This window comes from Amycolatopsis sp. cmx-11-12 (assembly GCF_046269425.1).
Lineage (GTDB): Bacteria > Actinomycetota > Actinomycetes > Mycobacteriales > Pseudonocardiaceae > Amycolatopsis.
The window spans coordinates 196,623-209,125 of the sequence record NZ_JADNQM010000007.1 but is presented as its reverse complement, the minus strand read 5'-3'; the positions used below and the strand labels follow the sequence as shown (position 1 = coordinate 209,125).

The 12,503-nt window shown below is 67.6% G+C and carries 16 protein-coding genes; 10 read left to right on the top strand and 6 right to left on the bottom strand.

The window, feature by feature from the left end; all coding sequences use genetic code 11:
• Positions 1-102: 102 nt before the first annotated feature.
• Both ACLARN_RS12415 and ACLARN_RS12410 read left to right on the top strand, forming a co-directional pair.
• On the top strand, positions 103-858 hold the full coding sequence (locus tag ACLARN_RS12415) for an SDR family oxidoreductase (protein WP_409491494.1): 756 nt from the start codon (positions 103-105) through the stop codon (positions 856-858).
• Between the two features lie 52 nt (positions 859-910).
• Positions 911-1,798: a LysR family transcriptional regulator gene (locus tag ACLARN_RS12410; protein ID WP_409491493.1), complete on the top strand. Its 888-nt coding sequence runs from the start codon at positions 911-913 to the stop codon at positions 1,796-1,798.
• Positions 1,799-2,001: 203 nt separating this feature from the next.
• On the opposite strand, the gene ACLARN_RS12405 is transcribed toward ACLARN_RS12410, so the two are convergent.
• Complete coding sequence (locus ACLARN_RS12405; protein WP_409491492.1) at positions 2,002-2,475, bottom strand: MarR family winged helix-turn-helix transcriptional regulator; 474 nt, start codon at positions 2,473-2,475, stop codon at positions 2,002-2,004.
• 100 nt (positions 2,476-2,575) lie between these two features.
• Between ACLARN_RS12405 and ACLARN_RS12400 the strand changes: the two genes are divergently transcribed.
• On the top strand, positions 2,576-3,685 hold the full coding sequence (locus tag ACLARN_RS12400; protein ID WP_409491491.1) for an epoxide hydrolase family protein: 1,110 nt from the start codon (positions 2,576-2,578) through the stop codon (positions 3,683-3,685).
• Positions 3,686-3,967: 282 nt separating this feature from the next.
• On the opposite strand, the gene ACLARN_RS12395 is transcribed toward ACLARN_RS12400, so the two are convergent.
• Entirely contained in the window at positions 3,968-4,576 is a 609-nt protein-coding gene (locus ACLARN_RS12395) for a TetR/AcrR family transcriptional regulator (protein ID WP_409491490.1), read from the bottom strand.
• Positions 4,577-4,662: 86 nt separating this feature from the next.
• On the opposite strand from ACLARN_RS12395, the gene ACLARN_RS12390 reads away from it, so the two are divergent.
• From ACLARN_RS12390 to ACLARN_RS12375, 4 genes are all read left to right on the top strand, one after another.
• Positions 4,663-5,088, top strand: coding sequence for a nuclear transport factor 2 family protein (locus tag ACLARN_RS12390; protein ID WP_409491489.1), 426 nt, complete (start codon positions 4,663-4,665; stop codon positions 5,086-5,088).
• Positions 5,085-5,933 carry an NAD(P)H-binding protein gene (locus ACLARN_RS12385; RefSeq protein WP_409491488.1) on the top strand — a complete coding sequence of 283 codons (849 nt, stop codon included), beginning with the start codon at positions 5,085-5,087 and terminating at the stop codon, positions 5,931-5,933. The genes ACLARN_RS12390 and ACLARN_RS12385 overlap by 4 nt, the downstream gene beginning before the upstream one ends.
• Before the next feature lie 192 nt (positions 5,934-6,125).
• A complete protein-coding gene (locus tag ACLARN_RS12380) occupies positions 6,126-6,587 on the top strand; it encodes a hypothetical protein (protein ID WP_409491487.1) in 462 nt (153 codons plus the stop codon).
• 116 nt (positions 6,588-6,703) lie between these two features.
• The gene (locus tag ACLARN_RS12375; RefSeq protein WP_409491486.1) at positions 6,704-7,315 is read left to right on the top strand and encodes a hypothetical protein; all 612 of its coding nucleotides are present in this window, start codon (positions 6,704-6,706) and stop codon (positions 7,313-7,315) included.
• A 10-nt stretch (positions 7,316-7,325) separates the two neighbouring features.
• Here ACLARN_RS12375 and ACLARN_RS12370 read toward each other — a convergent pair whose 3' ends face one another.
• From ACLARN_RS12370 to ACLARN_RS12360, 3 genes are all read right to left on the bottom strand, one after another.
• Entirely contained in the window at positions 7,326-7,994 is a 669-nt protein-coding gene (locus tag ACLARN_RS12370; RefSeq protein ID WP_409491485.1) for a class I SAM-dependent methyltransferase, read from the bottom strand.
• Positions 7,995-8,100: 106 nt separating this feature from the next.
• Positions 8,101-9,060 carry an NAD(P)/FAD-dependent oxidoreductase gene (locus tag ACLARN_RS12365; protein ID WP_409491484.1) on the bottom strand — a complete coding sequence of 320 codons (960 nt, stop codon included), beginning with the start codon at positions 9,058-9,060 and terminating at the stop codon, positions 8,101-8,103.
• Positions 9,057-9,341: a hypothetical protein gene (locus ACLARN_RS12360; protein ID WP_409491483.1), complete on the bottom strand. Its 285-nt coding sequence runs from the start codon at positions 9,339-9,341 to the stop codon at positions 9,057-9,059. Before ACLARN_RS12360 ends, ACLARN_RS12365 begins: the two co-directional genes overlap by 4 nt.
• A gap of 91 nt (positions 9,342-9,432) precedes the next feature.
• Here ACLARN_RS12360 and ACLARN_RS12355 point away from each other — a divergent pair, with 91 nt between their 5' ends.
• From ACLARN_RS12355 to ACLARN_RS12345, 3 genes are all read left to right on the top strand, one after another.
• Entirely contained in the window at positions 9,433-9,711 is a 279-nt protein-coding gene (locus ACLARN_RS12355; RefSeq protein WP_409491482.1) for a hypothetical protein, read from the top strand.
• 68 nt (positions 9,712-9,779) lie between these two features.
• Entirely contained in the window at positions 9,780-10,358 is a 579-nt protein-coding gene (locus ACLARN_RS12350) for a TetR/AcrR family transcriptional regulator (protein ID WP_409491481.1), read from the top strand.
• Positions 10,359-10,504: 146 nt separating this feature from the next.
• Positions 10,505-11,386 (top strand): alpha/beta fold hydrolase, encoded by an 882-nt coding sequence (locus ACLARN_RS12345; RefSeq protein ID WP_409491480.1) that lies wholly within the window; start codon positions 10,505-10,507, stop codon positions 11,384-11,386.
• A 303-nt stretch (positions 11,387-11,689) separates the two neighbouring features.
• Here ACLARN_RS12345 and ACLARN_RS12340 read toward each other — a convergent pair whose 3' ends face one another.
• On the bottom strand, positions 11,690-12,385 hold the full coding sequence (locus tag ACLARN_RS12340) for a GntR family transcriptional regulator (RefSeq protein WP_409491479.1): 696 nt from the start codon (positions 12,383-12,385) through the stop codon (positions 11,690-11,692).
• Positions 12,386-12,503: the final 118 nt, after the last annotated feature.

The following is a 12,503-nucleotide window of genomic DNA, read 5'->3' as shown; positions in this document are numbered from 1 at the left end:
TTCGCAGTTCAACGCACGTGGGGAAGGCCACAATCCAGGGTTGTGGCCTCACCTGGATCTTGTGTTTCCCAGCGACCGCCCCACGCTCCTACGGTCGAAACCATGAGCGAACAGAACCTCGACAGCACAGTCGCGATCATCGCCGGCGGCGCGAAGAACCTCGGCGGGCTCCTGTCCACCACCCTCGCCGAAGCCGGCGCCAAGATCGTCGTCCACTACCACGGAGACGCCTCCGCGGCCGACGCCGAGAAGACCGTCGAGGCCGTTCGCGGCGCGGGCTCCGAGGCCGTCGCCGTCCAGGGCGACCTGACCCGGGTCGCCGACGTCCGCCGCCTCTTCGACACCGCCGCGGACACCTTCGGCGGCGCCGACCTCGCGATCAACACCACCGGCATGGTCCTCCGCAAGCCGATCCTCGAGACCACCGAAGAGGAGTACGACCGCATGTTCGCGGTCAACGCGAAGGCGGCCTACTTCTTCATCCAGGAAGCCGGACGACGCCTGGCCGACAACGGCAAGATCATCAGCCTCGGCACGTCACTGCTGGCGGCCTTCACCGACGGCTACGCCACCTACGCCGGCGGCAAGGCCCCGCTGGAGCACTTCACCAGGGCCGCCGCCAAGGAGTTCGCCGACCGCGGCATCTCGGTCAACGTCGTCGCCCCCGGCCCGATGGACACCCCGTTCTTCTACCCGCAGGAAACCCCCGAGCGGGTCGAGTTCCACAAGTCGCAGGCCATGGGCGGGCGGCTGACGAAGATCGAGGACATCGTCCCGATCATCCGCTTCCTGGCCACCGACGGCGCCTGGTTCACCGGCCAGACCCTGTTCCCGAACGGTGGCTACACCACGCGCTGACCGCGGAAACGCGCCTACGCTGGCCGTGACGCCGTAGAAGGGAACCCCCGGGGTGGGCCTGGACCTGTACAAGCTGAACCACCTCGTCGCCGTCGCGGAAGAAGGCAGCTTCACCCGCGCGGCGACCCGGCTGCACCTGAGCCAGCAGGCGCTGTCGACCTCGGTGCGCACGCTCGAACGGGAGGTCGGTGTCCCCCTGCTCGAGCGGAGCGCCACCGGGGTCACCGTCCTCCCCGCCGGACAGGCGCTGATCGCCGACGCCCGCCTGCTCCACGGGATCGCCGACTCCGCCGTCCAGCGCGCCCGGCGCATCGGCCGCGGCGAACCGGAACGACTCCGCGTCGGCCACACCCCCGCCGTCACCGGCGACGAGGTCACCGCCCTGCTGCGCGAACACCAGCCCGACCCCGGACTGATCATCGACGTCAACCAGCGTTATCCCGACGAACTCGCCGCACAACTGCTCGGCGGGCAGCTCGACCTAGGCCTCGGCCGGGCGCTGACCCCGGCGCACGGCCTGGTCGGCACCACCCTGATCCGCCAACGACTCAACGTCGCCGCCGCCGCGGGACACCGGCTCGCCGGACGCGAGGATCTCCGGCTGCAAGACCTCGACGGCGAGGAGATCACCGTCTGGGGACATCCCGGCCGGTCCGGGTACACCGATCTGCTCGTCAACCTCTGCCGTGACGCGGGATTCGAGCCACGCGTACGCCGCAACCCCATCCAGGGAACGCCACCGGTCACCGCCGTCCTCGGCACCGACGGCGTCGCCTTCGTGACCGCCTCCCCTGGACCGGCGGCCGGTGGCGCCGTCCGCGTCATGGAGCTACGGCCGGCGATTCACGTACCTCTTCAGGCCCTCTGGCCCCAGCACGGTACTTCCGACGCCCGCCAAGCCTTTCTCGCGTCCGTATGTCCGTATCGTCAAAAGTCGTGAAGGCCTCCTTGCTTACCCTCAAGGTAGACAAGGAGGCCTTCACGACCCTGGTTCGCGCCGAAGGGGCGGTCCGCGACCGAGGCGGCCACGGTCGCCCGAGCATGTCGAGCCCTTGGGGCCCTCGCAGACCGGGCAATACGGGCAATCGATGACCAATCGAACAATTCAGGGGCACTTCACACGATCTCCACGGAATCACTCATCTAGTCGATCCAGGCCTCGCCGGTTCGCCGGTTGTGGTGATCCAGCAGCTTCGACAGCAGCTCGGTGAACCGTTCCCGCTCGCCGGGTGACAGCGGCGCCAGCAGCTCGTCCTGACGCTCGGCCAGCTGCTTCTCCAGCCGTCGCAGCTGCCGCTTGCCCGCGGTGGTCAGCGAGATGACGTTGCGCCGCCGATCGGCGGGATCCGGGGCACGCTCGACCAGTTCACGTTCGGCGAGCTCGTTGATCGTCGCGACCATTTCGCTGACGTGGATTCCACTGCGGCGGCCCAGCGTCGCCTGGCTGGCGGGCCCGAACTCCTCCAGCGTCGCCAGCACGCGGTAGTGGTAGCCCCGGGCGTTGACGGCGGAGAACCCGTCGGTCACCAGGCGATGCGCATGGTTCGCGGCCTGTGTGAGCAGCCAGCTGGGCAGGCCCTGCCACCGGGCGGCCCTCTCCTCGGACGAGTTCTCCATGTGACGAGTCTAACCAATCGTTGGGAGACCAAACGATTGCGCTATCGTTTGGTGAGCAAACGTTTAGAATCTCAACGATTGACCTCCTGGAGCCCGGACCATGATCAAGCCCTTCCGCATCGACATCCCGCAGGCCGACCTCGACGATCTCCACGACCGCCTGTCCCGCACCCGCTGGCCCAACGAGGTCGCCGAAGCAGGCTGGGACTACGGCTTCCCACTGGCGCGCCTCAAGGAACTGGCCGAGCACTGGCGCACCGGCTACGACTGGCGCGCACACGAAGCCGAGCTCAACGAGCTTCCACACTTCACCACCGAAATCGAAGGCCAGAACATCCACTTCGTCCACATCCGGTCCGCGAATCCCGACGCGCTCGCACTGGTCCTCACCCACGGCTGGCCCGGTTCGTTCCTGGAGTTCCTCGACGTGATCGAGCCGCTGGCACGCGACTTCCACCTGGTGATCCCGTCCATCCCGGGCTACGGATTCTCCGGCCCGACCCACGAACGCGGCTGGGACATCCCCCGCATCGCGCGAGCCTGGGCCGAACTGATGCGCAGACTCGGGTACGACCGCTACGGCGCACAGGGCGGCGACTTCGGCTCGGGTATCTCGACCGCACTCGGCGCGGTCGCTCCCGACCAGGTCGTCGGCGTGCACGTCAACTACCTGCCGACCCGGCCGGATCCGGACGCCGGCGTCGAACTGTCCGAAAAGGACGAAGCCCGGCTCGACAAGGTCCGGCAGCTGATGGCGAATCGCCCGCCGTACCAGGCCCTGCAAGTCGCCACCCCGCAGACCATCGGCTACGCGCTGACCGACTCACCGGTCGGCCAGCTGGCCTGGATCGCCGAGCGCTTCGCACAGTGGACGGACCCCCGCTCGCCGGTCAGCGACGACCGGATGCTCACCGATATCTCGCTGTACTGGCTCACCGCGACCGCTGCCTCCTCGGCGCGGCTGCATCACGACGGCGCGCTGAGCAAGACCGCGCCGTGCCAGGTTCCGCTCGGCGTGGCGGTGCTCCCGTACGACATCACGCAGTCGGTACGGCCGCTGGCCGAGCGGCTGTACCGCATCAGGCACTGGTCCGAGTTCGAGCGTGGCGGCCACTTCGCCGCGATGGAGGTACCGGACCTGCTCGCCGAGGACATCCGCGCCTTCTTCCTCAAGCTTCTTGCCGAGGATAGGGAGCCCGCCGGGATATGAGCGAAACGCGCAGTGAGCCTGCAAAGCTGCTGGTCGGCGGCTTCATGTCGTCGGTGATCATCGGGGGCCGTCCGCCGTGGTTTCCCTTACGGGCAGCCGCGTTCAGACCTTAGGGATCGTAGATCCCGGCCAGCGGCCCGGCGAGCATCTCCAGCACGATGCCGTGCGCGGTCAGCTCGGCGGAGTCGCGACCGAGGCGGCTCATTTAGTAGACGGTGAGGATGACCCGGCAGTGGTCGTTTGCGAGAGGCCCCGCCGATCAAGATTCGCCCGATCCTTCGATCACTCCTCGGCGGTCAACCCTTGCATTGGGCCGGAGACCAGGACTCTGGCGACGAAGTTCGCCAACTGTGCCCGCATTCTTTCCCGCGGAATGAGCTCTTGTCCGGCCAGGTGCTCGATGAGGTCGGCTCGTGTCGCGGCGAGCAGGGCGTGGGCGGTGAAGTCGCTGTCGGTCAGGCCGGGGATCTGATCCAGTACGGCTCGGAGGAGGCTGTGCCACCGCTGGTAGTGCTCGGCCTGGTACGGACTGCTGCTCCCACCTTCCTCCAGGGCCAGTGCGAGGCGCCGGTTGTCGAGTTTGAAGCACAGGACGGCATCGAGCAGGGCGGGCACGCGCTCCTGCGGTGGGGTCGCGTGCCCCAGGGGCGGTGGGCCGGCCTCGACGGCCTCCCTGATCGGTTCGAGTCGTGCCTCATACAACGCACGGAGCAGCCCGGCGCGGTCCCCGAAGGCCCGGAAGAGCGTGCCCTTGCCGACGCCGGCCGCAGCCGCGACGTCGGCCATGGTGACATCGTCGGGACTCTCATGGCGGGCGAAAAGGGTGTCGGCGGCCTTGAGGACGGCCTCCTGGTTGCGGGCGGCGTCCTTGCGGGACCTGGGCTCCGGCATGCTCCTCCTCGATTTGCAAAGCGGACCCGTGGTCCGTATTCTCAGAACGGACCCGAGGTCCGGATTCTGTGAACTGGAGGATACCCATGACCGCACCGACTTCACCAACGGAGCTCTACCGCCACAGCCTGCGGCTGCTGCTCGACAAAGACATTCCCGAGTGGGTCGCCCTGTGGGCCGACGATGGCATCGTGGAGTTCCCCTTCGCGCCCGACGGCTGGCCCCGGCGTCTGGAGGGCAAGGAGGCGGTCGCCGCCTACATGCGCCACTATCCCGATCAGATCGACCTGCACGACTTCCCCGTCCTGCGGATCCATCAGACGACCGATCCGGAGACCATCGTGGTCGAGATGCGCGGCGTCGGCCGCCTGGTGGAGACGGATGCTCCCTTCGACATGACGTACATCGCCGTCGTGACCGTCCAAGAGGGGCACATCACCTCCTACCGCGACTACTGGAACCCCCTCGCCGTCCAGGCACCCGGCGCCGACTTCATCGGGAGCAGCCGATGACCACCAACGGCACCACTCTGGTCATCGGTGCCACCGGCACCACAGGAAGCCGCACCGCCGCACAGCTGATGGCCGCAGGCCACCGTGTCAAAGCCGCCAGCCGCCGGGCCACCCCGGTCGCCGGCGCCGAGCCGGTCCCCTTCGACTGGTACGACCCCGCCACCCACGCGGCCGCCCTCGACGGCGCCGACCGCGTCTACCTCATACCGCCCCTGGGCGACTCCGACCCCGCGGCGACCATGCTTCCGTTCCTCCAGCAGGCCCGCACCGCCGGTGTGCACCGCGCGGTGCTGCTGAGCTCCTCGGGCATCCCCGAGGGCGGCCCGGCGGTAGGAACGGTGCACCAGGCCCTGCCCGATCTCTTCGAACAGTGGGCGGTACTGCGGCCCTCGTGGTTCATGCAGAACTTCACCGGCACGCACGCGCACGCCCGCAGCATTCGCGACGAGGCCATCATCTGGACCGCCACCGAGAACGGCCGCGTCGGCTTCGTCGACGCAGAGGACATCGCGGCCGTCGCCGTACGCGCGCTGACCGACGAGCAGGCCCCCAACACCGATCTCGTCCTGACCGGACCCGAGGCACTCGGCCACGACGACATCGCCACGATCATCACCGAGGTCATCGGCCGGCCCGTCGTCCACCGCCGTCTGTCCTACGAGCAGATGCGCGATCGCCTCACAGCGGAGGTGCCGGTGGAGTTCGCCGCCATGCTGGCCGGCATGGACCGTGCCATCGCCGAAGGGGCGGAGGACCGCATCACCGACACCGTCCAGCGGCTCACCGGTCGGCCCCCGTACACCTTCCGGGCCCTCGTCGAGAGGGAGATGCGATGCAGCAGCTGATGTTCCAGGACGATCAGCAGTTCTGGTTCGAGTCGGAACCACTCGCTTGAAGCGCGGATACGCGGTGCGATCGATCGCCGCCAACGCTCAAACCCCAAACCGAAACCGACGTTACCCAGCGCACGCGCCCGGCCGGGCCGTCCGACACCCGTCAACCACACCCGACCAGCGCACTCAGAGACTCATTGCCCCTTGCCGAAATCCCCGGCGACTACAGGTGCGGCCGCTGCGGCAACGAGGCCCGGCACCAGGTCCAGGATCTCTGCGCCCGCTGCGTTCTCAGCCAACGCCTGCACGAGCTTCTCAACGATCGGGAACCAGCACGTTCAGAAGCTCCTGCGCACGCTGGCCGACCCGCGCACGCCGATCACGCACGACACGCTCAACGGCCTGTCGCCCTGGCGATCGGTCGCCTACCTGCGGGATCTGCTGATGCTGCACGGCGTCCTCCCGCAGGTCGACCGGCACCTGATGCTGTTCCAGCGGTGGCTCGGTGACACCCTGGCCGGGATCAAACGGCGCGAGCACCGTCAAGTGGTGGAGCGGTTCTCGGCCTGGCATGTCCAACGGCGGCTTCACCAGTTCGCCGAGCGGGCTCCGCTGCGCGAGAGCCAGACCGCACGAGCCCGCTCCGGCACGCTGCCGCCTTCCTGACCTGGCTACTACGACGACGGCGGGACCTGGACGGCTGTCGGCAGGCCGATATTGACGCTTGGTACGCCGACGCCTACACCGCCCGCCAGCTCACGCACACCTTCCTGCGCTGGGCGATGCGCGCCAAGCTCCTCACCCCGGTGGCCATCCCGCACCAGAGCACGAGAAACCCAGCACCGATCAGCCAGCAGCAACGCCTGACCACGATCCGTCGCGCACTCACCGACGAGGAAATCCCGCTACTTACCCGAGTGGCAGCCACCCTGACGCTGCTCTACGCCCAGCCCATCACCCGGATCCTGCGGCTCACCGTCGACGATGTCCTGGTCGAGGACGGTGACGTCAGCCTCCGGCTCGGCGAACCGCCATCCCCGGTGCCACAACCCTTCGCCGCGCTGCTGCTCAACCACCTCGATCACCGGCTCAACCTCACCACCGCCACCAACCCCGGCGCCCGCTGGCTGTTCCCCGGCCGCCGAGCCGGCCAACCCATGTCCCCAACCACGCTCGAACTGCGCCTCCGGCAGGTTGGGATTCCCGGGCGTCGCGGCCGGACCGCCGCCCTCCGGCAACTCGTCCTGCAAGCACCCGCACCCGTCGCTGCCAAGACCCTCGGCTACAGCACCGACCACACCGCACGGCTGGTCGCCGAGGCCGGAGGAACCTGGGCCCGCTACGCCGGAGGTGATCACACCCCGTTACAAGATCGAAGAACACACGACAGTTGAAGACGCGAGCTCACCGGTGGAGGCCGTTCTCGTGCCGACGGCAGGCAAGCAGGGTGGAGTCGGCGGCGTGGATGGTCGTTCCGCCGCGGATCAAGGTCCGTGGCCGTTGTTCGACCGCGAGGACGTCGAAACCGTCCGGCAGGCCGGGCAGCAGGTCCTTGGCAGAGAACATCGCCGCGCGCTGCCCGGCGGTCAGTGGGGCGGACGACCCCATCGGGGCATGGCCCACGATCAGGAGGTGGCCACCGGGGGCGACGGCGTCGGCGAGCCGGCGGGTCACCTGTGTCATCCCGCCGTCCGGCGGCTGCAGGTAGTGGCTGGTGACCAGGTCGTAGGATCGGCCACCCGCAGTGAAGACGCGAGCGTCGATCTGCCACCAGTCGACATGGTCGGCGACGCCGTCCTGCTCGGCGCGCCGGGCAGCGCGTGCCAGGCCGGCTGCGGAGAAGTCAGCGCCGGTGACCGTCCAGCCCTGCCGGGCCAGCCAGATCACATCGCCTCCCTCGCCGCAGCCGATGTCGAGAGCGCTGCCCGGTGTCAGCCCGGCCGCCTCGGCTACGAGCTGCACATTGGGCTGTCCGCTGAAGACCTGCTCCTGGCCGGCGTAACGCTCGTCCCAGCCGTGCGGCTCGAACATGGCGGCCGTCTCCTCGTCGCTGAGCGGCTGGCGTTCTGTCATCTTAAAGGCCTTCCTTTTGCCTGTGGCCGGCTGTCGAAGCAAGTGTCAGGACTTCACCTTCGTGTCGGCGCTCATCGAGCTCCTGCACGCTGGACTCACGAGAAGTTCAGAGCGTGGCGGGATGTGCCGCGACGGCGCGGTGCACGTCCTCGGTGACCAGGTCGATGTTCATCATTGCCCCGGTCAGCCCACCCTGTGCGGCAGCGTCGATGACCTGCGCCCGGTGGCCTCGCACGTTGCCGGCCGCCCACACCCCGGGAACAGAGGTCGCTCCCGTCTGGGGGTCGGCGGGCAGGGTCTCGCCGATGAGCTGGCCGTCCATGTCCTTGACCTCGGCCGTCAGGCCCAGGTCTGCGAGCAGAGTGTCGACTTTGGCCACCGACACGGGGAAGACGACGACGGCCTGGACTTCGGTCACGCTGTCACCGACCCGGACGCCGCTGAGTGCGTCGTCGGTGACCTCGACGCCGGTGACCCGGCCGGGCACCACGCTGATCTGGCGCGCTGCGAGCTCGGTGCGTTGCGGCGCGGTCAGTTCCACGGACTCGTTGGTGAACAGGGTGACCTTCTCGCTCCACTGACGCCACAGTTGCGCCTGGTGGAGGGAGGCGACGCCGCTGGCGATCAGCCCGATTGCCTTGTCTCGGACCTCGTAGCCGTGGCAGTAGGCGCAGTGCAGCACGTCCACGCCCCAGCGGTCGGCGACGCCGGGAATGTCGGGCAGCTCGTCGACGACACCAGTGGCCACCAGTACCCGCCTTGCGTCAACAGTGCTCTCGTCGGCAAGGGTGACCCGCAGGGCATCCTCGCTGACACGCTCCACGCCGATCACGGTGTCGTCGCGGACGGTGCCGCCGTACTGCTCGACCTCCGATCGGCCGATGGCCAGCAGTTCGTGCGGATCGACACCTTCGCGTCCGAGATAGCTGTGGACCTGGGTGGCAGGCGCGTTGCGGGGCGTGCCTGCGTCGATGACCAATACGTCACGCCGGGCACGGCCCAACGTCACAGCCGCCGCCAGGCCCGCTGGTCCACCACCGATGATGACTACGTCGTGAGTGCTCATGCGAGCAACGGTGCAGAGGCCAGTTGCCTGCCGCAACTTTCCTTGCCGGAACGGCAACCTGCATCGACCTTCGGTGAATCCTGATAGAACCGCCGGCCAGTGTGCTGTACGACCATGATCGATCTCAGCGCCGACGGCGTACCGATGTTCCCCAAGGCCGCGACAGCAGCGAACATGACCGCATCGACGGCGGCCGGGCCTGCATGACCGGAAATGCCGTAACGGCAGTGACACGCGACGTCGCGATCGGCGACGAGCTCGACTCCAGTCGGCTGGCCCACCTCGCCGGCCTGCTGAGCTGAACGACCCCGGACCACCCGGGTCGGTCGCCCTCGACGTCTGTTCGACAAACACTCGATCCTGCGCTGGGCCATGAGCAACAAGCTGCTGATCATCCTGAAACTCACTCTCGACGACGTACTCGACGAGGTGAGCGTCCGGCTCGGGGACCTGCCTATCTCGATTCCGCGGCCGTTCGCACACCTGCTGCGGCAGCACCTTGATCAGCGACTCAACCTCACCACCGCCACCATGCTCGGTTACACCCAAGACCACACCGCTCGCACAGCTACAACCGCAGGAACCACCTGGAGCCGCTACGACCCAGGTGACCACACACGGTTACGAGACCGGAGAACTGGCGACAGTTGATAACGTGAGCTCACCAGTGCTGGCCCCCTTTCTTGATCGTTCGATCCAGAAAGGGGTAGGGTGGAGTCGTGGTCAGGACTCGCGAATTCGATACCGAGGCGGCGGTGGGCCGTGCGATGGAGCTGTTCTGGTCGCGCGGCTACGAGGCGACTTCGGTACGGGACCTGACCCGGCACCTGGGGATCGGGCAGGGGTCCTTGTATGCCGCGTTCGGTGACAAGGAGGGCCTGTACCGGGCGGCGCTGGAGCGCTACCGAACCACCCTCGCGGCGGCCGCTCTGAGCGACCTCAAGGAGGGGGCGGATGCCCGGTCGGTGATCCGTACGATGCTGGTCGAGCGGGTCCTGATCGCCGTGGAAGACGACGGCCGGGGCTGCCTGGTCGTCAATGCCGCTTGCGAGCGCCTGCCGAAGGATGCGGCGACCCGGCGCACCGTGCGGGACATGCAGGACGCCAGCCGGGACGCGCTCGTCGAGGTGCTGCGTATCGCGGCGGAGCGGGGCGAGATCGCGGCGCGGCACGACCCGCACACGCTGGCCGCCTTCCTTGTCACCTTCCTCAACGGACTACTGGTCTCCGCGAAGATCACCCCGGATGTCTCCACCCTCGAACCACTCGTGGAGGTCGCTCTGGCCGCTCTCGACTGATTTTGCCTGCCCTCAAACTGGATCACTCGATCCAGAAAAGAAGAAGCATCTTGCGCCGCCAACGTGTGGTCCGCACCGGGGCCGCGGTGGGTGCAGCGCGGCAACGCCACCTCGCACTGCGAAGTACACCAGGAAAGCTGGGAAACATGATGTTCGACCATGACGGAACGCCGGTCCGCACGGGACGTGCCGCAGTCAACGGAACGAGCCTGCACTACCGGGCGGCCGGGTCCGGCCCCGCGGTAGTGCTGTTGCACGGCGTGCCCAAGACCGGTTACCACTGGCGCCACCTCGTTCCGAAGCTGACGCCCTACTACACCGTCGTTGTTCCGGACCTTCGCGGTCTCGGCGACTCCGCCCGTCCTGCGGATGGCTACGACTCCGTGACGATGAGCGACGACATCGCCGAGCTGATGACCCACCTCGGACACGAGACGTACGCCGTGGCGGGCGAGGACTGGGGAGCGGTGATCGGCTACCAGCTCGCCGCCCGCCACCGCGGCCACCTCAACGCTCTCGTGTTCGCGGAAGCGTTGTTTCCCGGGTTCGGCTTCGAGGACCACACCGCGCTCACCCCCGAGAATGTCGCCAGCGGCATGCACCTGTGGCATCTGGGCTTCTACTTCCAGCCGGACGTACCCGAGATGCTGATCGCCGGGCACGAGCGTGAGCTGATCACCTACATGATCAAGTACGAGCGCAGCCACCCCGACACCGCCACTCCCGACGCGGTCGACGAATACGTGCGCTGCTACTCCATGCCTGGCGGCATCCGCGCGATGCTCTCGATCTACCGGGCAATGCTCGTCAACGCCGAACAAAACCGGCGAGCCGCACAGAAGAAGCTGGACATCCCCGTCCTGGCACTTGGCGGATCCGCGTTCATCGGCGACCGCAACGAGTCCCAGATGCGGCTCATGGCCCACGACGTCACTGGCCACGTCTTCGACGCCGGACACGACCTCGCCGAGGAAGTACCCGACGACATGGCCGCCATCATCGTGCCGTTCCTGGCCGAACACAGGTAACCGCACCCGACTACCGATGTCGGCGGCCCGACGCGGCCCGCAAGCCGAGGGGCTCCTGATGGCTCATCGCGCGCCGATTCCGCCCGTTCGACGCGGTATTCCTGCCCGCCAACGGCGCGGTGATCGACACGCCACACCTCCAGCCGCAGAGCGAGTTTCGCACGCAAGCCGGACGACGTGCCCATGTCCTACCCGTCGGAGAATGGCTCGACCCGTTCTGGTCTTAGCTTGCATTTTCTTGTGAAGATGCAAGGTTCTTGAATCTTACATCGGCATATAGGGCGTTATACATTTGAAGGAAGGTCAGTGACCGGCCGCCTCGACCGACTTCCGGTCTTCCAGGACGCGCTGTTTGGCATTCTCGATATGCCGCCGCATCCGAGCGGCCGTCTCGTCGGGCTCCCCCGCCACCAGAGCGTCATAGACGGCGCGGTGCTCCTCCGCCGCGAGTCCGGGCGCTCCCCTGGCTGAGCCGAGCTTCGCGAAGAACCTGAATCGCTGCACCTGTCCCCCGAGTGACCGGTATGCCTTCTCCAGGAACGGATTGTCCGCCTGGGCGGCGATGAGCAGGTGGAACCGTTCGTCGATGGTCCAGTACGCGCTGAAGGCCGCGGTGTCCGGCGAGGTGGCCGCGCGTGCGAGGTCGTCGACGCTCTCCAAGACCTCCCCGAGGAACTCAGGTGTCGTCCGGCGGGCGGCTTCGTAGGCGAGGGCGGGTTCGAGGACCAGGCGCGCGTCCATCAGCTTCACCAGTTCGAACTCGGTGAGCAGCGGGGCGACCCGGTAGCCCTTGAGCGCCTCGCGGCGGACGAGCCCGGTGTGTTCCAGCCGCGCCAGCGCTTCCCGCAGCGGCGTCTGGCTGACGTCGAGTTCCCGTGACAACGCGCCGATGTTGACCGGTTCGCCCGCGGACCATCGGCCGTCGGTGAACTGCCCCAGCAGCACCTCGTACATCCGGTCGGCGAGCGGCTGCCGTCCGGACCTCCGCGGGGAAGTCATAGATCCCTCCTTAGTCGCATCACGATATCCCGCGCTCCCGGCCGCCTTGATCTTGCCTCGCTATACTATTGACACGAATCCTATAGTATTTTCATCAGGCAGCTTCGAACAGGAGAAA